24 protein-coding genes are annotated in these 25000 nt (G+C 67.0%); 19 read left to right on the forward strand and 5 right to left on the reverse strand.

Annotated elements, in window-relative coordinates:
- Window positions 1-104 precede the first annotated feature (104 nt).
- From FOZ76_RS06845 to FOZ76_RS06915, 16 genes are read left to right on the forward strand one after another with little or no spacing between them, the layout of a single operon-like run.
- Window positions 105-464, forward strand: a complete 360-nt coding sequence (locus FOZ76_RS06845) for an NADH-quinone oxidoreductase subunit A (RefSeq protein WP_143947401.1) — start codon at window positions 105-107, stop codon at window positions 462-464.
- A gap of 36 nt (window positions 465-500) precedes the next feature.
- Window positions 501-980 (forward strand): NuoB/complex I 20 kDa subunit family protein, encoded by a 480-nt coding sequence (locus FOZ76_RS06850; RefSeq protein WP_143947402.1) that lies wholly within the window; start codon window positions 501-503, stop codon window positions 978-980.
- Window positions 981-1026: 46 nt separating this feature from the next.
- Window positions 1027-1620 (forward strand): NADH-quinone oxidoreductase subunit C, encoded by a 594-nt coding sequence (locus tag FOZ76_RS06855; protein ID WP_143947403.1) that lies wholly within the window; start codon window positions 1027-1029, stop codon window positions 1618-1620.
- 3 nt (window positions 1621-1623) lie between these two features.
- Complete coding sequence (locus tag FOZ76_RS06860; protein ID WP_143947404.1) at window positions 1624-2877, forward strand: NADH-quinone oxidoreductase subunit D; 1254 nt, start codon at window positions 1624-1626, stop codon at window positions 2875-2877.
- 25 nt (window positions 2878-2902) lie between these two features.
- Complete coding sequence (gene nuoE / locus FOZ76_RS06865; RefSeq protein WP_143947405.1) at window positions 2903-3406, forward strand: NADH-quinone oxidoreductase subunit NuoE; 504 nt, start codon at window positions 2903-2905, stop codon at window positions 3404-3406.
- Window positions 3403-4722, forward strand: a complete 1320-nt coding sequence (gene nuoF, locus FOZ76_RS06870; RefSeq protein WP_143947406.1) for an NADH-quinone oxidoreductase subunit NuoF — start codon at window positions 3403-3405, stop codon at window positions 4720-4722. The genes nuoE and nuoF overlap by 4 nt, the downstream gene beginning before the upstream one ends.
- Entirely contained in the window at window positions 4722-7052 is a 2331-nt protein-coding gene (nuoG, locus tag FOZ76_RS06875) for an NADH-quinone oxidoreductase subunit NuoG (RefSeq protein WP_143947407.1), read from the forward strand. The genes nuoF and nuoG overlap by 1 nt, the downstream gene beginning before the upstream one ends.
- Window positions 7052-8122: an NADH-quinone oxidoreductase subunit NuoH gene (nuoH, locus tag FOZ76_RS06880; RefSeq protein WP_143947408.1), complete on the forward strand. Its 1071-nt coding sequence runs from the start codon at window positions 7052-7054 to the stop codon at window positions 8120-8122. Before nuoG ends, nuoH begins: the two co-directional genes overlap by 1 nt.
- A gap of 18 nt (window positions 8123-8140) precedes the next feature.
- Window positions 8141-8284, forward strand: a complete 144-nt coding sequence (locus FOZ76_RS27420) for a hypothetical protein (RefSeq protein WP_170235323.1) — start codon at window positions 8141-8143, stop codon at window positions 8282-8284.
- Between the two features lies 1 nt (window position 8285).
- Window positions 8286-8777: an NADH-quinone oxidoreductase subunit NuoI gene (nuoI, locus tag FOZ76_RS06885; protein WP_143947409.1), complete on the forward strand. Its 492-nt coding sequence runs from the start codon at window positions 8286-8288 to the stop codon at window positions 8775-8777.
- Window positions 8778-8798: 21 nt separating this feature from the next.
- Window positions 8799-9431 (forward strand): NADH-quinone oxidoreductase subunit J, encoded by a 633-nt coding sequence (locus FOZ76_RS06890; RefSeq protein WP_143947410.1) that lies wholly within the window; start codon window positions 8799-8801, stop codon window positions 9429-9431.
- On the forward strand, window positions 9431-9739 hold the full coding sequence (gene nuoK / locus FOZ76_RS06895) for an NADH-quinone oxidoreductase subunit NuoK (protein ID WP_143947411.1): 309 nt from the start codon (window positions 9431-9433) through the stop codon (window positions 9737-9739). The genes FOZ76_RS06890 and nuoK overlap by 1 nt, the downstream gene beginning before the upstream one ends.
- A gap of 20 nt (window positions 9740-9759) precedes the next feature.
- On the forward strand, window positions 9760-11820 hold the full coding sequence (gene nuoL / locus FOZ76_RS06900; RefSeq protein ID WP_143947412.1) for an NADH-quinone oxidoreductase subunit L: 2061 nt from the start codon (window positions 9760-9762) through the stop codon (window positions 11818-11820).
- A gap of 13 nt (window positions 11821-11833) precedes the next feature.
- On the forward strand, window positions 11834-13321 hold the full coding sequence (locus FOZ76_RS06905) for an NADH-quinone oxidoreductase subunit M (RefSeq protein ID WP_170235324.1): 1488 nt from the start codon (window positions 11834-11836) through the stop codon (window positions 13319-13321).
- A 44-nt stretch (window positions 13322-13365) separates the two neighbouring features.
- A complete protein-coding gene (nuoN, locus tag FOZ76_RS06910) occupies window positions 13366-14856 on the forward strand; it encodes an NADH-quinone oxidoreductase subunit NuoN (protein ID WP_143947414.1) in 1491 nt (496 codons plus the stop codon).
- Window positions 14857-14865: 9 nt separating this feature from the next.
- Window positions 14866-15198 (forward strand): DUF2818 family protein, encoded by a 333-nt coding sequence (locus FOZ76_RS06915; protein WP_143947415.1) that lies wholly within the window; start codon window positions 14866-14868, stop codon window positions 15196-15198.
- Between the two features lie 48 nt (window positions 15199-15246).
- On the opposite strand, the gene FOZ76_RS06920 is transcribed toward FOZ76_RS06915, so the two are convergent.
- From FOZ76_RS06920 to FOZ76_RS06930, 3 genes are all read right to left on the reverse strand, one after another.
- A complete protein-coding gene (locus tag FOZ76_RS06920) occupies window positions 15247-16491 on the reverse strand; it encodes an MFS transporter (protein ID WP_143947416.1) in 1245 nt (414 codons plus the stop codon).
- Window positions 16492-16651: 160 nt separating this feature from the next.
- A complete protein-coding gene (locus FOZ76_RS06925; RefSeq protein ID WP_143947417.1) occupies window positions 16652-18364 on the reverse strand; it encodes a solute carrier family 23 protein in 1713 nt (570 codons plus the stop codon).
- 117 nt (window positions 18365-18481) lie between these two features.
- The gene (locus FOZ76_RS06930; RefSeq protein ID WP_143947418.1) at window positions 18482-19348 is read right to left on the reverse strand and encodes a DMT family transporter; all 867 of its coding nucleotides are present in this window, start codon (window positions 19346-19348) and stop codon (window positions 18482-18484) included.
- A 200-nt stretch (window positions 19349-19548) separates the two neighbouring features.
- Between FOZ76_RS06930 and metC the strand changes: the two genes are divergently transcribed.
- Complete coding sequence (gene metC, locus FOZ76_RS06935) at window positions 19549-20787, forward strand: cystathionine beta-lyase (protein WP_211366077.1); 1239 nt, start codon at window positions 19549-19551, stop codon at window positions 20785-20787.
- Between the two features lie 66 nt (window positions 20788-20853).
- Here metC and FOZ76_RS06940 read toward each other — a convergent pair whose 3' ends face one another.
- Window positions 20854-21684 carry an alpha/beta fold hydrolase gene (locus FOZ76_RS06940; RefSeq protein ID WP_143947419.1) on the reverse strand — a complete coding sequence of 277 codons (831 nt, stop codon included), beginning with the start codon at window positions 21682-21684 and terminating at the stop codon, window positions 20854-20856.
- A 64-nt stretch (window positions 21685-21748) separates the two neighbouring features.
- Window positions 21749-22357 (reverse strand): LysE family translocator, encoded by a 609-nt coding sequence (locus FOZ76_RS06945; protein WP_143947420.1) that lies wholly within the window; start codon window positions 22355-22357, stop codon window positions 21749-21751.
- Between the two features lie 107 nt (window positions 22358-22464).
- Here FOZ76_RS06945 and FOZ76_RS06950 point away from each other — a divergent pair, with 107 nt between their 5' ends.
- Both FOZ76_RS06950 and FOZ76_RS06955 read left to right on the forward strand, forming a co-directional pair.
- Complete coding sequence (locus FOZ76_RS06950) at window positions 22465-23913, forward strand: aminotransferase-like domain-containing protein (protein ID WP_143947421.1); 1449 nt, start codon at window positions 22465-22467, stop codon at window positions 23911-23913.
- A gap of 36 nt (window positions 23914-23949) precedes the next feature.
- Window positions 23950-24633, forward strand: a complete 684-nt coding sequence (locus FOZ76_RS06955; protein WP_143947422.1) for a helix-turn-helix transcriptional regulator — start codon at window positions 23950-23952, stop codon at window positions 24631-24633.
- Window positions 24634-25000: the final 367 nt, after the last annotated feature.

Raw genomic sequence — 25000 nt, forward strand, 5'->3', positions numbered from 1 at the left:
TGCCGATGCGATACAATGGAGAGTGTTCCGGAGCCCGGCCCAGGGTTTTCGGCAAGTCTGCACAAGTCGTCACCCGCCGGCGCGGGTGAGCCCGAGGAGTCCTCATGGTTACCGATACCTATCTGCCCGTCCTGATCTTCATCCTGGTGGGCTCATTGGTCGGCGTCGCGTTGTTTTCGGCCGGTTCCATCATCGGTCCCAGGCGTCCCAACAAGGCCAAGCTTGCTCCCTACGAGTGCGGCTTCGAAGCCTTCGAGGACGCCCGCATGAAGTTCGATGTGCGCTACTACCTCGTCGCCATCCTCTTCATCCTTTTCGATCTCGAAATCGCCTTTCTGTTCCCGTGGGCCATGGCCAATGACCAAGTCGGCCTGCTCGGGTTCTGGACGGCCATCGTGTTCCTCACCATTCTGGTCGTGGGTTTCGTCTACGAATGGAAGAAGGGCGCGCTCGACTGGGAGTGACGCCGGCAAGGCGCATCCCGTATCACGGAAAAAATCATGGCTAACGATGGACTCATGAAGCAAGGCTTCATCACGACCAGCGCCGACGCGGTCATGAACTGGGCTCGCACCGGTTCGATGTGGCCGATGACCTTCGGGCTGGCCTGTTGTGCGGTCGAGATGATGCACGCCGGCATGGCCCGCTACGATCTCGACCAGTTCGGCATCATCTTTCGCCCCAGCCCGCGCCAGTCCGACGTGATGATCGTCGCCGGCACGCTGTGCAACAAGATGGCCCCGGCGCTGCGCCGCGTGTACGACCAGATGGCCGAGCCGCGCTGGGTGGTGTCCATGGGCTCGTGCGCCAACGGCGGCGGCTACTACCACTATTCGTATTCCGTGGTGCGTGGCTGCGACCGCATCGTGCCGGTCGACATCTACGTGCCGGGCTGCCCGCCCACCGCCGAAGCCCTCATGTACGGTCTGCTGCAACTGCAGAACAAGATCCGCCGCACCAACACCATCGCCCGCGGATGATCGCCGTGCCGGTCCTTTCGCATCGCCTTCCTCCGGCAGATATCGCATGACCAAACTGGAAACCCTGCAAGAGAACCTGCGCAACGTTCTCGGGTCAGACCTGCGCCTCACCGAAGCGCTGGGCGAAGTCACCATCGAAGTGCCCGCCGAGCGCCTGATCGCGGTATGCACCACGCTGCGCGACCATGCCGAGCTGCGCTTCGAGTCCTGTGTGGACGTGTGCGGCATCGACTATTCCGCGTACGGACGCACGCCCTGGACGGGGCCGCGCTTCGCCTCGGTCGTCCACCTGCTGTCGCTGACCCACAACTGGCGCCTGCGTGTGCGCTGCTACGCGCCGGACGACGAGTTCCCGGTGCTGCCGTCGCTGATCGGTGTGTGGCCCAACGTGAACTGGTTCGAGCGCGAAGCCTTCGATCTCTACGGCCTGCTGTACGAAGGCCATCCCGATCTGCGCCGCATCCTCACCGACTACGGCTTCATCGGCCATCCCTTCCGCAAGGACTTCCCGCTCTCGGGCAACGTCGAGATGCGCTACGACCAGGCGCAGGAACGGGTGGTCTACCAGCCGGTCACCATCGAGCCGCGCGAGATCACGCCGCGCGTCATCCGCGAAGATACCTACGGGGCAGGGCGCTGAGTCATGGCCGAAATCAAGAACTACACCCTGAACTTCGGGCCGCAGCACCCGGCCGCGCACGGCGTGCTGCGCCTGGTGCTCGAGCTCGATGGCGAAGTCATCCAGCGCGCCGATCCGCACATCGGCCTGCTGCACCGCGCGACCGAGAAGCTCGCCGAGCACAAGACCTTCATCCAGGCGCTGCCCTACATGGACCGCCTGGACTACGTCTCGATGATGTGCAACGAGCACGCCTATGTGATGGCCATCGAGAAGCTGCTGGGCATCGAGGTGCCGCTGCGCGCGCAGTACATCCGCGTCATGTTCGACGAGATCACGCGCATCCTGAATCATCTGATGTCGGTCGGCAGCCACGGCCTGGACGTCGGCGCGATGGGCGTCATCCTCTATGCCTTCCGTGAGCGCGAAGACCTGATGGACTGCTACGAGGCGGTCTCGGGCGCGCGCATGCACGCGGCCTACTACCGTCCTGGCGGCGTGTACCGCGACCTGCCGGACAGCATGCCGCAGTACAAGCCCAACAAGTACCGCAAGCAGAAGGACCTGGACGTGATGAACGCCGCGCGCCAGGGTTCGCTGCTCGACTTCATCGAGGACTTCACCAACCGCTTCCCGGCCTGCGTCGACGAGTACGAGACCCTGCTCACCGACAACCGCATCTGGAAGCAGCGCCTGGTGGACATCGGCATCGTCACGCCCGAGCGGGCGATGGCGCTGGGTTTCACCGGCCCCATGCTGCGCGGCTCGGGCATCGCCTGGGATCTGCGCAAGATGCAGCCCTACGAAGTCTACGATCTGATGGATTTCGACATCCCCGTGGGCAAGAACGGCGACTGCTACGACCGCTACCTCGTGCGCATCGAAGAAATGCGCCAGAGCAACCGCATCGTCAAGCAGTGCGTGGAGTGGCTGCGCAACAACCCGGGCCCGGTCATGACCGACAACCACAAGGTCGCCCCGCCCGAGCGCGCCGACATGAAGACCAACATGGAAGAGCTGATCCACCATTTCAAGCTCTTCACCGAGGGCTTTCACGTGCCGCCGGGCGAGGTCTACTCGACGGTCGAGCATCCCAAGGGCGAGTTCGGCATCTATCTGGTCTCCGATGGCGCCAACAAGCCCTACCGTCTGAAGATCCGCGCGCCGGGCTTCAACCACCTGCAGGCCCTCGACGAAATGTCGCGCGGCCACATGATTGCCGATGCCGTCACCCTGATCGGCACGCAGGACATCGTGTTCGGCGAAGTCGATCGCTGACACCCGTAAAGTTCCAGGAACCGACATGACGTTGTTGTCCGACCAGGCCTACCAGAAGATCGATCGGGAGCTCGCGAAGTTCCCGGCCGAACAGCGGATCTCGGCCACCATGGCGGCGTTGGCCATCGCCCAGGACGAAAAAGGCTGGCTGTCCCCCGAAACCATCGAGGACGTCGCGCGCTATCTGGGCGTGCCCCCGATCGCGGTGCAGGAAGTCGCCACGTTCTACAACATGTTCAACACCAAGCCGGTGGGCCAGTGCAAGATCACGGTCTGCACCAACCTGCCCTGTGCCTTGCGCGACGGCGAGAAGGCCGGCGAGCACCTCAAGAAGAAGCTGGGCATCGGCTATGGCGAGACCACGGCCGACGGCCGCTACACCCTGCTCGAAGGCGAGTGCATGGGTGCCTGCGGCGACGCACCCGTGGTGCTGGTGAACAACAAGTGCATGCTGATCCAGATGTCCGACGAGCGCCTGGACGCCATGCTCGCCGAGCTGGACGCCAGGCTCGCAGGAGAAGCCCAATGAACGCAGCCGAGCTTCCGATCTCGGTCGGCCTGCACGGCCGGCACATCGAACCGCAGATCATGGCGGACATCGATGGCTCGAACTGGCAACTGCAGGACTACGTCGCGCGCGGCGGCTACGAAGCCCTGCGCAAGGTGCTCACGGGCGGCATGAAGCCCGAGGACGTGATCGCCGAGGTCAAGTCCTCCGGCCTGCGCGGCCGTGGCGGCGCGGGCTTTCCGACCGGCCTGAAGTGGAGCTTCATGCCGCGCGCGTTTCCCGGCCAGAAGTACCTCGTCTGCAACTCCGACGAAGGCGAGCCGGGCACGTACAAGGATCGCGACATCCTGCGCTACAACCCGCACATCGTGATCGAGGGCATGGCCATCGCCGCCTACGCGATGGGCATCTCGGTGGGCTACAACTACATCCACGGCGAGATCTTCGAGATCTACGAGCGCTTCGAGGAGGCCCTCGAGCAAGCGCGCGCCGCGGGCTTTCTGGGCGACAACATCCTCGGCTCGGGCTTCTCGTTCCAGCTTCATGCCTTCCATGGCTATGGGGCGTACATCTGTGGCGAGGAAACCGCGCTGCTCGAATCGCTGGAAGGCAAGAAGGGCCAGCCGCGCTTCAAGCCGCCGTTCCCGGCGAGCTTCGGCCTGTACGGCAAGCCCACCACGATCAACAACACCGAGACCTTCGCCGCGGTGCCCTGGATCATCCGCAACGGCGGCCAGGCCTACCTCGAGATCGGCATCCCGAACAACGGCGGCACCAAGCTCTTTTCGGTGTCGGGCGACGTCGAACGCCCGGGCAACTACGAGATCCCGATGGGCACGCCCTTCAGCAAGCTGCTCGAGCTTGCCGGCGGTGTGCGCGGCGGGCGCAAGCTGAAGGCCGTGATCCCCGGCGGTTCGTCCGCCCCGGTGCTGCCCGCCGAGATCATGATGGGCTGCACCATGGACTACGACTCCATCGCCAAGGCGGGCTCGATGCTCGGCTCGGGCGCGGTGATCGTCATGGACGAGACCCGCTGCATGGTCAAGTCGCTTCTGCGCCTGTCCTATTTCTACTTTGAGGAAAGCTGCGGCCAGTGCACGCCGTGCCGTGAGGGCACGGGCTGGCTGTATCGCATGGTCCACCGCATCGAGAACGGCCAGGGCCGTCCGGACGATCTCGCCCTGCTCGACGACGTCGCGGGCAACATCATGGGGCGCACCATCTGCGCCCTGGGCGATGCGGCGGCCATGCCGGTGCGCAGCTTCGTGAAGCATTTCCGCGACGAATTCGCCCACCACATCGAACACAAGCGGTGCGTGGTACCGGAGTATCTGTAATGGTTGAACTCACGATCGACGGCGCATCGGTAGAGGTGCCGGAAGGCAGCATGGTGATGCACGCCGCCAACAAGCTAGGCGTGTACGTCCCGCACTTCTGCTATCACAAGAAATTGTCGATAGCCGCCAACTGCCGCATGTGCCTGGTGGAAGTGGAGAAGGCGCCCAAGGCCCTGCCGGCCTGCGCCACGCCCGTCACCAACGGCATGGTGGTGCACACCCAATCGCCCAAGGCCGTCGCCGCGCAGAAGTCGGTGATGGAATTCCTGCTCATCAACCACCCGCTGGATTGCCCGATCTGCGACCAGGGCGGCGAGTGCCAGCTCCAGGACCTGGCGGTGGGCTACGGCGGTTCGTCCTCGCGCTATCACGAAGAAAAGCGCGTGGTCTTTCACAAGAATCTCGGCCCGCTGGTGTCGGCCGAGGAAATGGCGCGCTGCATCCACTGCACCCGCTGCGTGCGCTTCGGCCAGGAAATCGCCGGCGTGATGGAGCTGGGCATGCTCAATCGCGGCGAGCATTCCGAGATCACGTCCTTCGTGGGCCGCGCGATCGAGTCGGAGCTGTCCGGCAACATGATCGACATCTGCCCCGTGGGCGCGCTCACCTCCAAGCCGTTCCGCTACCAGGCCCGCACCTGGGAGCTGGCGCGTCGCCGCGCGGTCAGCCCGCACGACAGCCTGGGCTCGAACATCATCGTCCAGGTCAAGCAGGACGAAGTGATGCGCGTCGTCCCGCTCGAGAACGAAGACATCAACGAGTGCTGGATCAGCGATCGCGACCGCTTCTCGTACGAAGGCCTGTCCGTGGACCGGCTCGAAGTCCCGATGGTGCGCACCAGCGACGGCCAGTGGCGCGAAGCCTCCTGGCAGGATGCGCTGCGTCTGGTCGCCGAAGGGCTGACCCAGGTCAAGGACAGCTTCGGCGCCGGCCAGATCGGCGCGCTGGCCGCGCCGTACGCGACCACCGAAGAGTTCTCGCTGCTCGCCCGCGTGATGCGCGGCCTGGGCTCGGACAACGTCGACTTTCGCCTGCGCCAGACCGATCCGGTGCTGGACGCCGCGCTTTCCGGCGCGCCGTGGCTCGGCATGCAGGTCGCCGACATTCCCAAGCTCGACCGCGTGCTCGTGGTCGGCTCCTTCCTGCGCGCCGACCAGCCGCTGATCGCGCAGCGCCTGCGCCAGGGCGCCAAGCATGGTCTGCAGGTCTCGTCGATCGATGTGTCGGCCGACGACTGGCTGCTGCCCATGACCGCGCGCATCACGGTGCCGCCCAGCGGCATCGCCGGCGCGCTCGCCGCCGTCGCCGTGGCGTTGGCCGAGCTGCGCAGCGTCGAGGTGCCCGCCGCGTTCAAGGGGGTGCATCCGGGCGACGAAGCCCGCCGCATCGCCGGCAGCCTGGCCGAAGGCAGCAACAGCGCGATCTGGCTGGGCAGCGTGGCGATCGAATCGCCGCAGGCCGCCCTGATCGCCGCCAATGCCCAGGCGCTGGCCCAGGCCTGCGGCGCGACGCTGGGTTTCCTGCCGGTGGGCGGCAATGCCCTCGGCGGCCATCTGGCCCGCGCCGTTCCCGAGCGCGGCGGCAAGAACGCCGCCGCCATGCTGGCCGAGCCGCTCAAGTCCTACGTGGTGCTGCACGCCGAACCGGCGCTGGATACCGCCGACGGCCAGCGCGCACTCGCCAGCCTGAAGGCCGCCCAGTTCAACGTCGCGCTCACGCCGTACCGCTCGGCCGCCGAAGACTGGGCGCACGTGATGCTGCCGGTCACCCCGTTCACCGAAACCTCCGGCACCTTCGTCAACATGGCGGGCTGTGTGCAGAGCTTCAAGGGCACAGTGCGTCCGTACGCTCAGGCCCGCCCGGGCTGGAAGGTGCTGCGCGTGCTGGGCAACGTGCTGCAGTTGCAGGGCTTCGAGGAAGAAACCTCCGAGGCCGTGCGCGACGCCGCCCTGGGCGTGATCGCCGAGCGGCTGTCCAACGTCATCCGCGCCGAAGCCGGTCTGCCGGCCGCGGGCGGGGCCGATGGGCTGGAGCGCGTGGCCGGCGTGCCGATCTATGCCAGCGACGCCATCACCCGCCGTGCGCCTGCGCTGCAGGCCACGCCCGCGGCGCAGCCTCCGGTGGCGCGCCTGAACGCGGCCACCGCCGGCCTGCTCGGCGTGGAGGAGGGCGCGCGCGTGCGCGTGTCGGCCTCGCAGAGCGGCTCGGTCGAGCTGCTCGTGGTGCTTGACGCGAGCGTGCCCGATGGCGCGGTTCGCGTGGTCTCCGCCCGTCCCGAAACGGTGGCGCTGGGGGGTGCGTTCGGCAATCTGACTGTGGAGCGTGTCTGATGCTCGACACTTTTCACCAGTTCGGCCTGGACCTGCTCGGGCCGTATGTCTGGCCCGTCGTCTGGATCCTGCTCGGCATCGTCTGCATCCTGGTGCCGCTGATCCTCTGCGTGGCGTACCTCACGCTCTGGGAGCGCAAGCTCATCGGCGCCATGCACGTGCGCAAGGGCCCCAACCGCGTGGGCCCGTGGGGCCTGCTGCAGGCCTTTGCCGACGTGCTCAAGCTGCTGTTGAAGGAAGTCATCACGCCCAGCAAGGCCAACAAGGTGCTCTACGTCGTGGCGCCGATGGTCGTGCTGATGCCGGCATTCGCGGCCTGGGCGGTGATCCCGTTCGGCCCCGAGACGGTGCTGGCCAACGTCAACGCCGGCCTGCTCTACGTCATGGCCATCACCTCGGTGGGCGTGTACGGCGTGATCGTCGCCGGCTGGGCGTCCAACTCCAAGTACGCCTTCCTCGGCGCGCTGCGCGCGTCGGCCCAGATGGTGTCCTACGAGCTGGCGATCGGCTTCGTGCTGATCACGGTGCTGCTGGTGTCGGGCAGCCTGAACATGACCGAGATCGTGAACGTGCAGTTGCGCGGCACCTTCGCGGACATGCATCTGAACTTCCTGTCCTGGAACTGGCTGCCGCTGCTGCCGCTGTTCGTGATCTACGTGATCTCGGCCGTGGCCGAAACCAACCGCCACCCGTTCGACGTGGTCGAAGGCGAGTCGGAGATCGTGGCCGGCCACATGGTCGAGTATTCGGGCATGGGCTTCGCGCTGTTCTTCCTAGCCGAATACGCCAACATGATCCTGCTGTCCTGCCTGGCCGCGATCATGTTCCTGGGCGGCTGGGATTCCCCGCTGGGCTTCGCACCCTTCACCTGGGTGCCGGGCTGGCTCTGGCTGTTCCTGAAGACCTTCTTCGTGGTGTCGCTGTTCATCTGGTTCCGCGCATCCTTCCCGCGCTATCGCTATGACCAGATCATGCGCCTGGGCTGGAAGATCTTCATTCCGCTCACGCTGGTGTGGCTGCTGGTCGTGGCCATCTGGATGCAGACGCCCCTGAACATCTGGGCGCACTAAGGCAACGAGGAAACCAGGATGAAACCCACCCCCTACGCGCTGACGCGCGCCCCCTCGAGGGGGCGGCACCGGCGGACCGGCGAAGCCGGCTCCGCGGTGCCCTGGATCGCATCGCCGCACTTGAATACGTCGTGGAAGGCGCGCGGCGCCATGGAGCACTGACATGTCCAATGCCATCAAGGATTTCATCGGCAGCCTGATGCTGACCGAGCTGTTCAAGGGCCTGCGCCTCACCGGCAAGTACGTGTTCGCGCGCAAGGTGACGCAGTACTACCCGGTCGAGAAGACCCCGGCCTCGCCCCGCTTCCGGGGCCTGCACGCGCTGCGCCGCTATCCCAACGGGGAAGAGCGCTGCATCGCGTGCAAGCTGTGCGAGGCGGTCTGCCCCGCGCTCGCCATCAGTATCGAGTCCGAGGTGCGCGAGGACGGCACCCGCCGCACCACGCGCTACGACATCGACCTCACCAAGTGCATCTTCTGCGGCTTCTGCGAAGAAAGCTGTCCGGTCGACTCCATCGTGGAGACGCACATCCACGAATACCACGGCGAAAAGCGCGGCGATCTGTATTTCACCAAGGAAATGCTGCTCGCCGTCGGCGATCGCTACGAGAACGAGATCGCCGAGAACCGGGCCCAGGATGCCCGTTATCGCTAAGCCGCACGAAGCACACGAGCCATGACAGTTACCACCGTATTGTTCTATCTGTTCGCCGCGATCCTCGTGGTCGCGGCGTTCCGCGTCGTGACCGCGCGCAGCCCGGTGACGGCGGCCATGCACCTGGTGCTGGCGTTCTTCACCGCAGCCATGCTCTGGATGCTCATCCACGTCGAGTTCCTGGCCTTGCTGCTGGTGCTGGTCTACGTAGGGGCGGTCATGGTGCTGTTCCTGTTCGTGGTGATGATGCTCGACATCGACATGTCGGAGCTGCGCGCCGGCACCCGGGCCTACATGCCCCTGGGGATGGTCATCGCCGCGGTGATGGTCGCCGAGATGTCGTTCGTGCTGGCCCGCACCTGGTGGGAGCCGGGCGCCGCGCTGCCGGTGCCGCCCGAGGGCTACAACAACACCCTGGCGATCGGCACGGCCATGTACACCGAGTACATCTACGGCATCGAGATCGCCGCGGTGCTGCTGCTGGTCGGCATGGTGGCCGCCATCTCGCTCACGCTGCGCCGTCGCACCGACGTCAAGCGCAACGTACCGAGCGAGCAGTTGAAGGTCCAGCGGGCCGATCGGGTCCGCCTGGTGAACGTGCCGGCGCAGCGCGAGCGCGCCGCCGCTACCGAGTCCGCGCAGGGAGACAAGTGATGACGCTGACGTTGGCCCATTTCCTGGTGCTCGGCGCCATCCTCTTCGCCCTCGGGGTGTTCGGCATGTTCTGGAATCGCCGCAACCTCATCATCCTGCTGATGTGCATGGAGTTGATGCTGCTCGCGGTGAACATGAACTTCGTCGCCTTCTCCGCCTGGAGCGGCGACGTGGCCGGGCAGGTGTTCGTGTTCTTCATCCTGACGGTGGCCGCGGCCGAAGCCGCGATCGGTCTCGCGATCCTGGTGCTGCTGTTCCGCAACCTGAACACCATCAACGTAGACGAACTCGATCAGCTCAAGGGCTGAGCGGCGGGCACGAGAACAACATGACAACTGGCGTACCCTCTCTTTATCTCCTGATCGCCTTCGCGCCGCTCGTCACGGCCGCGCTGGCCGGCATGCTGGGCACCAGCTTTCTCACCGGCCGCGCAGTCATCGGGCGCAGCGCCGCGCACTGGCTCACCATCCTGGGCGTGCTGGTCTCGGCGATCGGTTCGGTCTACACGCTCACGCAGACGCTGGGCGGCATGACCTTCAACGGCACGGTCTATACCTGGAGCCTGCTGGGCGACATCCGCCTGGAGGTCGGCTTTCTGATCGACAACCTGTCGGCCATGATGATGGTGGTCGTCACCTCGGTGTCGCTGATGGTGCACATCTACACCATCGGCTACATGGCGGACGACCCCGGCTACCAGCGCTTCTTCTCGTACATTTCGCTGTTCACCTTCTCGATGCTGATGCTGGTCATGTCCAACAACATGCTCCAGCTCTTCTTCGGGTGGGAAGCGGTGGGCCTGGTGTCCTACCTGCTGATCGGCTTCTGGTACAAGAAGCCCACGGCGATCTTCGCCAACATGAAGGCCTTCCTGATCAACCGGGTCGGCGACTTCGGCTTCATCCTGGGCATCGGCCTGCTGTTCGCCTACACCGGATCGCTGGACTACGCCACCGTGTTCGGCCAGGCCGACGAGCTGGCGCAGACCGGCTTTCCCGGCACCGACTGGCAGTTGCTCACGGTGGCCTGCATCTCGCTCTTCGTGGGCGCGATGGGCAAGTCGGCCCAGGTGCCGCTGCACGCCTGGCTGCCGGACTCGATGGAAGGCCCGACCCCGATCTCCGCGCTGATCCACGCCGCCACCATGGTGACGGCCGGCATCTTCATGGTCGCGCGCTTCTCGCCCGTGTTCGAGCATTCGACGACCGCGCTGTCCTTCATCATCGTGATCGGCGCCATCGGCGCGCTGTTCCTGGGCATCCTGGGCATCATCCAGAACGACATCAAGCGCGTGATCGCGTATTCCACGCTGTCGCAACTGGGCTACATGACGGTGGCGCTGGGCGCCTCGGCCTATTCGGTGGCGATCTTTCACCTCATGACCCACGCCTTCTTCAAGGCACTGCTGTTCCTGGGCGCGGGCTCGGTCATCATCGGCATGCACCACGACCAGGACATCCGCAACATGGGCGGCCTGCGCAAGTACATGCCGATCACCTGGATCACCTTCCTGCTCGGCACGCTGGCCCTGGTCGGCACGCCGTTCTTCTCGGGCTACTACTCGAAGGAACACATCATCGAGGCGGCCCACGCCGCCAACGTCTGGGGCGCGGGCTTCGCCTACTACGCGGTGCTGATCGGCGTGTTCGTCACCTCGCTGTACTCGTTCCGCGTGTACTTCATGGTGTTCCACGGCAAGGAGCGTTTCGATACGCACGGCCATGGCCACCAGCACGGCGACTCCGAGGAGGGCCACGGGGCCCACGCCGCGCCCGAGCACGATGCGCACGACGATCATCACCACAGCGGCCCGCCGCACGAATCCCCGGGCGTGGTGACCTGGCCGCTGATCCTGCTGGCCATCCCGTCGGTCATCATCGGCCTCATCGCCATCGACGCCATGCTGTTCGGCGACTTCTTCAGCGGCGTCATCACGGTGTTCGGCGATCGCCACCCGGCCATGGCCGAGATCGCCGAGGGCTTCCACGGCTGGCTGGCCTACGGTCTGCACGGCTTCCTGACCCTGCCGTTCTGGCTGGTCGTCGCGGGCGCGGTCGTGGCCTGGTACACCTGCCTCTTCCGTCCGGAAACGGGCGACGCGATCCGCCGCAACCTGTCGGGCGTCGTCAATCTCCTCGAGAACAAGTACTACGTGGACTGGTTCAACGAGAACGTGATCGCCCGCGGTGCCCGTGTGCTCGGCAACGGTCTGTGGCAGGTCGGCGACCGCAAGCTCATCGACGGTCTGATCGTCAACGGCAGTGCGCGCATGGTCGGCTGGCTGGCCGCGGTCTCGCGCCACCTGCAATCCGGCTACATCTATCACTACGCGTTCTCGATGATCGTCGGCATCCTGGCGCTGATTACCTTCTTTGTGCTGATCAAATAAGATGGCAAGCGAAATGGTGCAATCCTCTTTTCCCTGGCTGACGCTTGCGATCTTCGTGCCGATCGTCTTCGGCCTCGTCACCATGCTGCTGGGCCGGGACGACAATCCCGGCTTCACCCGCAAACTGGCGATGATCGGCGCGGTGATCGGCTTTCTGGTCACGCTCCCGCTGTATGCCGGCTTCGATCCGGCCACGGCCGACATGCAGTTCGTCGAGAACGCGCTCTGGATCGCGCCGATCTCGGTGTACTACCACCTCGGCATCGACGGCATCTCAGTCTGGTTCATCCTGCTCACCGCCTTCATCACCATCATCGTGGTGGCGGCGGGCTGGGAAGTCATCACCAGCCGCGTGGCGCAGTACATGGGCGCCTTCCTGATCCTGTCGGGCCTGATGATCGGCGTGTTCGCCGCGCTGGACGGCCTGCTGTTCTACATCTTCTTCGAAGCCACGCTGATCCCGATGTACATCATCATCGGGGTGTGGGGCGGGCAGGACCGCGTCTATGCCGCGTTCAAGTTCTTCCTGTATACGCTGCTCGGCTCGCTGCTCACGCTGGTGGCCTTCATCTACCTGTGGTTCAGCGCGGGCGGTAGCTTCGACATCGCCACCTGGCACCAGCTCCCGCTGGGCTACACGCCGCAGGTGCTGATCTTCCTCGCGCTGCTGATGGCCTTCGCCGTGAAGGTGCCGATGTGGCCGGTGCACACCTGGCTGCCCGACGCCCACGTGCAGGCGCCCACCGGCGGCTCGATCGTGCTGGCCGCGATCATGCTCAAGCTCGGCGCTTACGGCTTTCTGCGCTTCTCGCTGCCGATCGCCCCGGATGCCTCGCATTCGCTGTCGTGGCTGATGATCACGCTCTCGCTGATCGCCGTCATCTACATCGGCCTGGTCGCCATCGTGCAGGGCGACATGAAGAAGCTCGTGGCCTACTCCTCGGTGGCGCACATGGGCTTTGTCACCCTCGGCTTCTTCATCTTCAACACGGCCGGCGTCGAAGGCGCGATCGTGCAGATGATCTCGCACGGTTTCGTGTCGGGCGCGATGTTCTTCTGCATCGGCGTGCTCTACGACCGCATGCATACGCGTGAGATCTCGCACTATGGCGGCGTGATCAACGTGATGCCGCGCTTCACGGCCTATGCCGTGCTGTTCGCCATGGCCAACAGCGGCCTGCCCGCCACCAGCGGCTTCGTGGGCGAGTTCATGGTCATCCTCGGCGCGGTGGAATACAACTTCTGGATCGGCCTCCTGGCGGCGACTTCGCTGATCCTCGGCGCGGCCTATTCGCTGTGGATGGTCAAGCGCGTGTTCTTCGGCGAAGTCGCCAACGACCACGTGCGCGAGCTGACCGACGTCAACACCCGCGAGTTCGCGATCCTGGGTGTGATGGCGATCGCGGTGCTCTTCATGGGCGTGTATCCGAAGCCCTTCACCGACCTCATGCATGTGTCGGTGCAGGCGCTGCTCGATCACGTCGCGATCTCCAAGCTGTGAGTACCGTGCCCGGCATCCACCTTCGCTCGATCCTGTAGCCCACTATGCAAGAATCCAACCTCAACTTCGCACTCGCGGCACCCGAAATCGTGCTGCTGGTGGCCGCGTGCGGCATCCTCGTGGTGGATGCCTTCGTCAAGGCCACGGGCCGGGCGCTGACGTACGTCCTCACCCAGGCCACCTTCGCGCTGCTGATCGTCGTCAGCCTGCTCCAGTTGTCGAACGGCGTATACGGCGCGACCTTCCACGGCATGTACGTGGTGGACGGCTTCTCGCACGTGCTGAAGATCTTCTGCTACATCGCCGGCATGGTCACGCTGGTGTACGGGCGCGCCTACGCCGACGCGCGCGACATGACCTCGCGCGGCGGCGAACTGTACGTGCTCGCGCTGCTCTCCACCCTGGGCCAGATGGTCATGGTGTCGGCGGGCAATCTGATCTCGATCTATCTGGGCCTGGAGCTGATGTCGCTCGCGCTGTACGCGCTGGTGGCGCTGCGCCGCGACCATACCCAGTCGACCGAGGCCGCCATGAAGTACTTCGTGCTGGGCGCGCTGGCCTCGGGCTTCCTGCTCTACGGCATGTCCATGCTGTATGGCGCCACGGGCAGCCTCGATCTTTCCGTGATCGGCACCGTGCTCGCCACCGGCGTGGCGCAGGACATGGAGCTGGTCCTGGTCTTCGCGCTGGTGTTCATCATCTCGGGCCTGGCCTTCAAGCTGGGCGTGGTGCCCTTTCACATGTGGGTACCCGATGTCTACCAGGGCGCGCCCACCCCGGTCACGCTGCTGCTGGGCGCCGCGCCCAAGCTCGCCGCCTTCGCGATCACCGTGCGCCTGCTGGGCGAGGCGCTGCCCGCGCTGACCCCGCATTGGCAGCCCATGCTGGCGGTGCTGGCCGTGCTCTCGCTGGCGATCGGCAACATCGTCGCCATCGTGCAGACCAGCTTCAAGCGCATGCTGGCCTATTCCACGATCGCGCAGATGGGCTTCGTGATGCTCGGCCTGATGTCGGGCTCCACGCCCGAGAGCCAGGTCGAGGCCTTCGGCGCCGCGCTGTTCTACGTCGTCGTGTACGTAATGACCACGCTGGGCACCTTCGGCCTGATCCTGCTGCTGTCGCGCGCCAACGGCTTCGAGGCCGACAACATCGACGACATCAAGGGCTTGAACCGCCGCAGCCCGTGGTTCGCGCTGCTGCTGCTCCTGATGATGTTCTCGCTCGCCGGCATTCCGCCCACGGCAGGCTTCTATTCCAAGCTCGTCGTGCTGCAGATGCTGGTCGCTTCCGGGCATGTCGCTCTGGCGGTGGTCGCGGTCGTGATGTCGCTGATCGGCGCGTTCTACTACCTGCGCGTGGTCAAGGCCGCCTACTTCGACGAGCCCGTCGCCGCGGATGCGCAGGCGCCCATCGAAGCCGGCGGTACGATGCGCGCGGTCCTGTCGGTCAATGGCCTGCTGGCCCTCGTGCTGGGCATCCTGCCCGGCCCGCTGCTCGCGGTCTGCGTGGTGGCGGCGATGTCGGCTTTCGGCTGAGCCTCGCCCATGAATGAAACCCTGGCCATCGTCGTCGTTCTTCTCGTCATGGTGGCCGGGGCGAATCTGCCCTTCATGACCGAGCGCGTGCTCGGTCTTTTCGTTTGGCGCGCGCGAGGCGCGCCTGCGGCCAAGCCTTTCTGGCTGCGCCTGGCCGAGGCCCTGGTGCTCTACGGGCTCACGCTCGCCGTCGGCTTCCTGCTGGAAGGCCAGTTCGGCAATCGCTTCGTCCAGGGATGGGAGTTCTATGCCATCACGCTGGCCGTCTTCCTGGTCTGTGCCTATCCCGGGTTCGTCTGGCGCTACCTGTCGCGGCGCCGCCGCGATGACGCCCTGCGCTGAGCGCCGGCGCCGCGTTCCGGTGGGCAGTCGTCGCGCAGTGGTGAGTGCTCAGGCGATCAGGGCGCGGCGGCGACGGCTGGCATACCATGCCAGGCAGCCGATCTGTATCAGGCCCAGCGCCACCGCCGTCAGCCGGTAGTTCCAGGGCAGCGGTACGCCCAGGCGCGCCAGCAGCTCGATGGCCAGCCCGATGCTCCACTGCATGGCGAAGGCGCCAACGAAGATGAACAGGTTGTAGAGCGTCAGGATGCGCCCCGCGACCGCCTTGGGGAATTCCTGGGCGAGGGCGGGTTGCACCAGGGACATGGACGGAAAGGCGAACGCGAGCAGCAGCCAGACCCACCAGGTGTGCGCGTCGCCGAGCAGGCCGATCGCCAGCACCACCGGAACCATCATGACGTGGCCCGCGATGCCGATGCGCATCATGCTCAAACCGCGGCGCTGCAGCCAGGGTGTGACGAAGCTCATGCCGACGTAGCAGCCCATCAGCGTGAGCATCAGCACCATCAGCGCGCGCGCCATGTGCGCATTGTCCATGCCGAACACGGCCACCATCCAGGGCCCCGCCCAGAGCGTGAGCAGCGCCACCGCGCCGCCATGGCCGAGCAGCGCCATCGGGGCGAGGGGCACGACCCTGGGGTGCCGCAGGAGCGCTCCCGCGCCGACACCGTCTTCCCGGGCCGCCCCGCCGGCCACGAGGTCGCGATCCTGCACGTAGCGGAAGATGGCGGCGGCGGCCAGGAGCAGCAACAAGGCCGCCAGCGCGAATACGCTGCGCCAGCCCAGGGCGGCGGCGAGTGCCTCGGCCGGCAGGGTCGCCACAACGGCGCCGCTGGTACCGGACACCAGTATCCACAGGCTGAAGCGCGCCTGCTGTTCGGGCGCAAAGCAGCGGCGGAAATACGACATCGGGGCCATCAGGCAGGCCGCTACACCGGCACCGATCAGGGCGCGGCCGATGGCTGCCGTCGCCAGGTTGGTGCTGGCCGCCAGAATCGCGGCTCCCAGCGCCGCGACCAGCAGCAGGCCCGCGTTGATGCGGCGCGCGCCATAGCGGTCGAGCCAGTGGCCGAGCGGCCACTGCAGCGCGGCGAACGCGGCGAAATACACCGCCGACAGCCCGCCCAGGCCGGTGGGGGACAGGCCCAGTTCGGCCGACAGGTAGGGAGCCAGTGCTGCGTTGACCGAGCGCAGGCCATAGGACAGCAAGTAGGCCGCGGCAAACGAGAAGAAAATGGCGAGGACGGGCATGCGCGCACCGCCGGTGCGCGCCTCCTCCACGGGTTGTGGCATGCGCTATTGTGGTTATGGGTCGAACGGGTGCGCCGTGAGTCGCCCCCCGCCTGAAGGCGGGAGCTTGCTCGCCACAGGATGGGGGCGCCTTCGGCGCCAGGATCAGCTTGCCTCGCTGGCCCTCGCCCTGAAGGGCGACGGCTTGCGCTTCGGCCCGTGCTCAGTCGGCGAAGCCGAGATGCAGGCTGCACAGCTTGCCCGATTGTCGCACTTTTGCACGCGCCAGCCGGTTGATGAGATAACCCGCGAGCCGCGCTTCGGCGTGCGGGTCCTCGAGCAGTTCGTCGTGCCCGGGCGGTGTGGGCGAGAGCACCGGCGCGCGCCCTTCGTACTGGAAGCTGATCGAGAGCGAGAACTCGTCGTGCAGCGTGCGCAGGCGGATCAGCGCTGGCTGCGCCTGGACGAAGCCGCCCTGGGCCAGCAGGTCGAACGCCTGCCAGGCGGCGAGCTGGGCGCGCTGGACGACCTCGCGGCGTGCGCCCCAGAGCGCCCCCTGGCGCTCGATGAAGCGGGTCACTTCCTCCATCGTGGTGTGCGCGATGTCGAAAGTCTGCATCGTGCGCCGCTTGACGCCCAGACGGAACAGCGCGGTCAGCAGCACCGCGGTCAAGAGACCGCCGGCGAAGGCCGAGAACACGACTTGTTCGGCGCCCAGCGGCCATAGCTGGGCCAGGCCGCCGTGCAGCGCGGGAAACGACAGGGCCACCGCCAGCCCGGTACCGACCGCCAGCACGCGCCGATTGTCGAGCAGCCGCGAACCGACCATTTGAACGCCGCTCAGCATGGTGAAGGCCGACAGAAAGAGCAGCAGCCCGCCGATCACGGCTTCGGGCAGCACCAGCCAGACCAGCATGAGCTTGGGCAGTAGCGCAAAGAGCACGAGCACACCCGCCAGCCAGTACCCGAGGTGGCGGCTGGTGCTGCCGGACGCCGCGGCCTGCGATACCGCGCCGCCGCTGGACGCCAGGGGCAGCCCGTGCAGCAGGGCGGCCACGAGCTGGGTGCAGCCTTCGGCGCGCAGCCCGCGGCCGAAGGCATGAAGATCGGCCCGGCGCCATTCGGCGTCGTTGGCCTGCTGCGCCATGGTTTGCGTGCCCAGCGAGCCGACGGCCAGGAAGAAGCCGGTGATGACGTAGGGCAGGATCAGCGCCGGCTCGAAGGCCCAGCCGCCCAGTCCCAGCTCGGGCAGGCGGAACCAGGGGGCGGCGCCAAGCTGCGCCCCATCGGTGGCGTCGATCAGCCCCAGCAGCCAGGCGGCGAGCGCGCCGATGCCCAGGCCGATCAGCGTGGCGAACATGCGGGCGCGCGACTTGATCCACACATTGCAGAACACCATGGTGAAGAAGGTGATGCCCGCCACCGCGATGTCGGCCGGCGAGATCCGGGATTGCTGTTCGCCTTCGAAGATGAGGTGCACGCCCATCTGGCCCAGCCCGATACCGAGCAGCATCACGGCCAGCCCGGCGATCTCGACCGTGAACACCGAGCGCAGCCGCGGCAGCACGTAGCTGAAGGCGATTTGCGATACCCCGATCACGGCGACCATGCCGAAGCTGAGCGCCAGGCCGCCGACGTCGCTCGCCAGGTACATCGCGGGCAACACCGCCGAGGTGGCCTGCATCGGGTAGTAGTAGCCCGAGCCGATGCCGCCGCGCTGCAGCACCTGCAGCACCACGCCCACCGCCGTCACGAGCAGGGTGGCGGCCGCGATGTTGAGGAATTGTTCGTACGGCAGGCCGTGGTGGTGCGCGAACAGCGAGGGTAGCGCGAGCAGCGCGCCCAGAAAGGCCGCCTGCTGCAGCGCCAGCGCCGCGGCGAAGCGCGCGGGCGGCCGTTCGTTCTGCCAGTAGACGATGTTGTCCGGCTTGCGCATGAGCCCGGCTCCCTGGTGGCAAAGAGTGCCAGAGTATATCGAGACGTGACGATAATGCGCAGATCGGCAGCCGTCGCGTTGTGCCGGGCCGACGCTGGTAGCCGTACGGCGTACGCCCTAGCCCGCGGCCGCGCGGCGTCGGCGCAGCGTGGTCGCCACCGTCGCGCCGAGGATGCAGCCCGCGCCGAGCAGCATGCGCAGCGTCGGCCGATCGCCGAACAGCAGCCACGCGGCCAGAATGGCGTACACGGGTTCCAGGGCAATGACCATACCGGCCGTGCGCGCGTTCAGGCGCGACAGGCTGCTGACGAACAGGTAGTGCGCCAGGCCCGTGCAAAAGATGCCCAGCGCGGCCAGCGCGAACCAGTCCGGCGCCTGCAGCCCGGCCAGACCCGCCAAGCCGAAAGGCAGGGTGAGCGCCAGCACGACGCCGTTCTGCCAGCAGGCCACCTGGATCGAATCGAGATTGCCGGCCGTCCAGCGGTTGACCAGGGCCAGCACCGCGAAGCTGAATCCGGAGAGCACGCCCCAGAGCACGCCCACGGTACCCGTGTCGGCCAGGTCGAACGCGGGAGCCACCAGCACCAGCCCGAAGCTGACCAGGGCGAGCAGCCACCATTCGGCTGCGCCGATGCGATCCCGGTAGACGAGGCGCTCGAGCAGCACCGTGAAAGCCGGCACGCTGGCAAAGCCCAGCGTGGCTACTGCGACGCCGCCGATCTTCACCGCGACGAAGAACGTGACCCAATGGCTGGCCAGCAGCGCGCCGGATACGGTCAGGGCCAGCACGCGACGCGGGTCCAGCCCTGCGAGCAGGCTGCGCCCCTGCGAGCGCGCGAACACCATTAGCGTGAGCACGGCGAAGGCGGCGCGTCCGGAAGTGATGGCAAAGGGCTCGGCCTGGATCATGTGGCCGAAGACGCCGGTCAGGCCGAACAGGAGGGCGGTGAGGTGGATGGCGGTGAGCGCTTGGCGTTGCTGCATCGCGGAATGATCGCACAGCCGGCGAGGGCGGCATTCCAGGCCGGCGCGCATGCGGGACGCAGCCCGGCCTCGGCCCATCACCTTGTACGAGTCGCTCGGTTTCGGCGCGCTGGACCTGGCGGCGCTGGCGCGTAGTGAGACAATCCCGGCAGGTACTTTCGTTGAATGGACGGGATAGGCCGTCCGATGGAGTCGATGGCATGAGCCAAGCAGAGTTCGATGCTTCGGGCGCGCAGAACGGAATCTCGCGCACCGATTTCGTGGAGGCGGGACGCCCCGCCAGCCTGTCGATGGACCGGTTCGAGGCGGTCAACGTGCCGGTATGGCGCGCTTCCAGTGTGTTGTTCGACACGGTGGCCGACGTACAGGCCGCCTCGGCCGGCGCGGCGGCCGGAGAGCGCCAGGCCAGCAACTACGCCACCACCGGCACGCCCACGACGTTCGCGCTGGCCGAGGCCATCGCTCAGTTGGAGGCACCTGGCCATGCCGCCCGCGTGGCCCTGGCGCCGAGCGGGCTGGCGGCGATCAGCACGGCCCTGATGGCGTATCTGTCGCCGGGCGAGCACATGCTGATGAGCGATTCGGTCTATGGCCCTGCGCGCCTGTTCGCCCAGGGCATGCTGACGCGCTTCGGCGTGCAGACCACCTTCTACGACCCGGCGCTGGATGCCGACGCGTTGGGCGCGCTGATCCGCCCGAACACGCGGGTGATCTACCTGGAGAGCCCGGGCAGCTATACCTTCGAGATCCAGGATGTCCCCGCGATCTGCGCCATGGCGCGCGCGCGAGGTGTGCTCACCATGCTCGACAACGCCTGGGCCTCGCCGGTGTTTGCGCGACCGTTCGACTGGGGCGTCGACGTCTCGCTGCTGCCCCTGACCAAGTACTGGAGCGGGCATGCCGACGTGCTGATGGGCGCCGTGGTGGTGCGCGAGGCCTTGTGGCCGGCTCTGCACCAGACGGTGCGCCAGACCGGCATCTGCGTGGGCGGCGACGACGCCTGGCTGGTCCTGCGCGGCATGCGTACGCTGCCCGTGCGCATGCGGACGCACGAGCGCACCGCGCTCGCCGTAGCGCACTGGCTGCAGGCTCGCCCCGAAGTCTCGCGCGTACTGCACCCGGCCTTGCCGGATCATCCGCAGCACGCGCTCTGGCAGCGCGATTTCCTGGGCGCGAGTGGGCTGTTCTCCTTCGAGTTGGCCGAGAGCGCGTCGCCCGAGCGCATCGCCGCGCTGTGCGATGGCCACCGGCATCTGCGCCTGGGCTATTCCTGGGGCGGCTATGAAAGTCTCATCATGCCGGCCAACATCGGCAATCTGCGCACGGCGCTGCCCTGGGCGGGCGGCCCGTTGATCCGCATCCATGCCGGCCTGGACGACCCGCACAGCCTGATCGCCGACCTGGAGGCCGGGTTCGCGGCCTACGGTCGCACCGCCTGATCGCAGGCCGGCGCCGGGACGCGCGCATGCGCAAGCGTCGCGCGGCGCCGGCGGCGCTGCAGAGGATCAGGCGGCCGGGGTTTCGCCGAACAGAAAGGCGATGACCGCGGTATTGAAGCTGTGCGGCTTGGCGATGTTCATGCCATGCGCTGCGCCGACGATGGTGACGCGCTGCACGTCGGGCAGCCGTGCCTGCAGCCGGTCCTGGGCCTGCGCGTAGCGCTGCGGGCTATGGTTGCCGCCCACCAGCAGCACCGGGATGGCGAGCGCGGCCAGGGCGGCTTCGTCCAGCGGGGCAATGCGTTCCTCGGCCTGGCCGGCCAGCGTGCCGGCGTTGTCGTGGGCCATCTCGCGAAACCCGCGCACCATGCGGCGCCAGGTGTCGGGGCCGTTGACCGCGTCGACGAAGATGCCCAGGCCGGCCTCGGTGTCGCCCGCCTGGATGCGCCGCAAGGCCTCGCCGATGAATGGCGAGACGGTGTGCGCGGCCTGCGGTTCATCGGCAACGTGAGCCGGGGGATCGGCGAGCACCAGCCGGCCGACGAGGCCGGGGTGGCGCAGCGCCAGTTCCAGCGCCACGCGCGCGCCGCGCGAATGGCCAACCACGTGCGCCGGGGCCGCGTCCAGGTGCTCGAGCAAGCGGGCGAGATCGTGCGCATGCTGTTCGACCGAGAATTCGCCGGGCCCGTGCGCGTCGTGCGGCCAGTAGTGGCGAAGGCTGGGCGCGATCACCCGGCCATGCCGCGCGAACGGCTGCATCTGCGGCTGCCAATAGCGGCAGTCGCACAGCGAGCCGTGCACCAGGAGCACGGGCTGGCCGCTGCCCAGCTCGGCATAGTTCAGGTCGTAGCCATCGACATCGACGGCCTGTAGCGGGGTCGGCAGGGTAAAGCGCATGGCGGCGGGCGGAAGGCAGTGGGCAGCATTGTGCCTGATCCCGCCCGCGCATCGGGTGCGTGCCTCACAGGGGAGCGGCAGGCGCCAGGGCCGGGTAGAGCGAAGCGACGAGCAGCGCCGCCATCGACACGTTGAACCAGCGCACGGCGCGGGGGTCGCGCAGCAGGTTGCGCAGCAGAGCGCCGGCCCCTGCCCACACGGCGATGGCGGGCAGGTTGACCATGCCCATCACCGTCGCGACCATCAACAGGTGGGCGTGGTACTGCTCGGGCGGGACGAAGGCGGCTACCGTACCCACCACCATGATCCAGGCCTTGGGATTCACCCATTGGAAGGCCGCGGCCTGCCAGAACGTGAACGGCGCGCCGCGCGCCTCGCCCTGGTCAGGGCCGCCGGCGCGCGCAATCTGCCAGGCGAGATACAGCAGGTAGGCGCCGCCCCCGTACTTCAGTGCATCGTGCATCCAGGGCCAGCGCGCGAAGAGGTCGCCCAGGATCAGGCCGACGGCCAGCATCATCGCCACCACCCCGGCCGAGATGCCCACCATGTGCGGCAGGGTGCGGCGAAAACCGAAGTTCAGGCCCGAGGCCGTGAGCATGATGTTGTTCGGGCCAGGGGTGATGGACATCGCGAGCGAGAAGGTGACGACGGGCAGGAGCAAGGCGGTCTGCATGATGGCGGCGACTGCAAGAGGGCGGTCGGTACACTGTACGTGCGATCTCCGGTACAGTACCGGTACAGTTGACCAGTTCAATTCAGACACTGGCCCGGTAAATCGACATGACAGTTTCTCCTCCTGCAAGCAGGTCCGGCGAGGACCTCGGCGAGCTTACGCTCGCCGGCCGGCTGGCCCAGCGCATCGGCCGGCAGATCGAATCGCAGGCGCTGCGCCCCGGCACGCGCCTGGCGTCCATCCGCGATCTCGCCCGCAGCGCGGGCGTGAGCCGGTTCACCGTCGTGCAGGCATACGACCGCCTGGTTGCTGCGGGCCTGGTCGGCTCGCGTCGCGGCTCGGGTTTCTTCGTGCTGCCGCGGCCCAGGCCGGCCTTGAGTCCGGAGCGTCCCCGGACGCCGGCCGTGCCTTCGCGCATCGACGTCTCCTGGCTGCTGCGCAGCATGTTCGTCGCCGACGCATCGACCGCCATGCCGGGCAGCGCCGGCCTGCTGCCGCCCGAGTGGCTGGATGCCGAAATGGTGGCCAGCGCCGTGCGCGCGGTCGGGCGCTCGGCGCGCAGCAGCCTGGTCGGCTACGGCCATCCGCAGGGCTTTGCTCCGCTGCGCCAGCAGATCGCGGCCCGCCTGCAGGCCGAAGGGATCACGGTCCATCCCGAACGCCAGATCGTCACCACGGCCGGCGTGACCCAGGCCATCGATCTCGTGGTGCGTCACTGCGTCGCGCCGGGCGACACGGTCCTGGTGGAGGACCCGGGCTGGTTCGTGGTGTTCGGCCGCCTGGCCGCGTTCGGCGTGCGCGTCGTGGGGGTGCCGCGCACCGCTGCCGGCCCCGACATCGAGGCGCTGGAGCGTTTGGCGCAGTTGCACCGGCCCAGGCTCTTCATCGTCAATTCCGTCGTGCACAACCCGACCGGGCACACGCTGACGGCCGGCGCCGCGTATGCCGTGCTGCGTGCGGCCGAACGCTACGATTTCCTGGTCATCGAGGACGATACCTACAGCGAGCTGCATCCGGGCGGCGCCATCCGTCTGGCTGCGCTCGACGGCCTGGCCCGCGTGATCCATGTCGGCGGCTTCTCGAAGATGCTGGCGGCCAGCCTGCGCGTGGGCTATATCGCCGCCGCGCCCGAGCTGGCGCTGGGCCTGGCCGACGTGAAGATGCTGACCGGGCTCACCAGCCCCGAGCTGGGTGAGCGGGTAGTGCACAGGGTGCTCGCGGACGGACAGTATCGCCGGCATGTCGAGCGCGTGCGCCAGCGCGTGGACGAGGCGCGCGAGCGCTGCCTGCAGCGCCTTGCGTCTCTGGGCGTACGCATGGAGACAGCGCCGCAGGCGGGCATGTTCGTCTGGGCCGACTGCGGTTGCGACAGCGAGGCCCTCGCGCGCGAGGCGGCCGCGCAGGGTATGCTCCTCGCCCCGGGCATCCTGTTCAATCCGGAGCAGAAGCCTTCCAGCATGATGCGTTTTTCGGTCGTTTCCGCCGACGACGAGAGCGCCTGGCGCACGCTGGCCCGGCTGTTGCCCGGTGCACCCCCATCTGTTAAGTTTGCCTGAGCCCATCGCCTGGGCTCGTCCTTTTTCGAGCGCCGTATGAGCCTGACGCCGGATTCCCTCCGCTCGTCCGGAGCCGCCGCCACGCCGGCGGACCGCATTCTCGAGCACCTGAAGCTGCACGGCCCGCAATCGGCCGCCCAGCTCGGCGAGGCGCTGTCCATCAGCGGGGAGGCGGCTCGCCAGCAGTTGGTGCGCCTGGGCGGCATGTCGCTGGTGCAGGCGCGCTCGCGCGCCAACGGCGTGGGGCGTCCCACCCGGGTGTGGCGCCTAACGCCGTCCGGGCATGCGCGCTTTCCCGACGCGCACGGCGTGCTGGCCGGCCAGTTGCTGGAATCCGCGCGCCAGCTCTTCGGCGAAGCGGGGGTGGAGCGGCTGATCTCCGCACGCGAATCCGAGGCGCGCACCGCGTACCAGCAGGCCCTGCAAGGCTGCCCCGACCTCGCCTCGCGCGTTGCCGCCCTGGCCGGCATTCGCAGCGCCGAAGGCTATATGTGCAGTTGGCGCGCGCTCGACGAGCACACCTTCCTGCTGATCGAGAACCACTGCCCCATCTGCACCGCCGCGCGCGCGTGCCAGGGTTTCTGCCGGTCCGAACTGGCCCTGTTCGAAGCCGTCCTCGGCCCCGGCGTACGCGTACGCCGCCTGGAACACCTGCAGTCGGGCGGCGAGCGCTGCACCTATCGCATCTCAGCCTCCGCGCGGCCGCCCGAAGGAGGCTGAAGCCCCCCGGGGCCCCCTCCTGCCTACCGCGCCTCGTCAGGGCTGATCAGGTGTGCTCGCCTTCACGCCAATGAAATATCGGTGTGCAATATTTTCAGTTGATATCGTTGCTGCCCGCATCGTCGCCATTCGGCGCATGTGATGGTTTCACATAACTCCCTGAAATTAATGAATAATATGATGAATCCTTCAAGTTTTTTCAGGCCAGGTACGATGCTTGCTTGAGCCGTCAATTCTCGAGGTTTTCCCTAATAAGGGTACGCATGGGTTGACCTAACTGCCTTCAATAAATATAATTTCAGTCGAAATGAATTTCGATGAAGACATCTCCAAGCCTTAGGCTCAACAAGAGGGAGGCAGAAAGCGG

This window comes from Verticiella sediminum, assembly GCF_007558815.1.
In the GTDB taxonomy this organism is placed as follows: domain Bacteria; phylum Pseudomonadota; class Gammaproteobacteria; order Burkholderiales; family Burkholderiaceae_B; genus Verticiella; species Verticiella sediminum.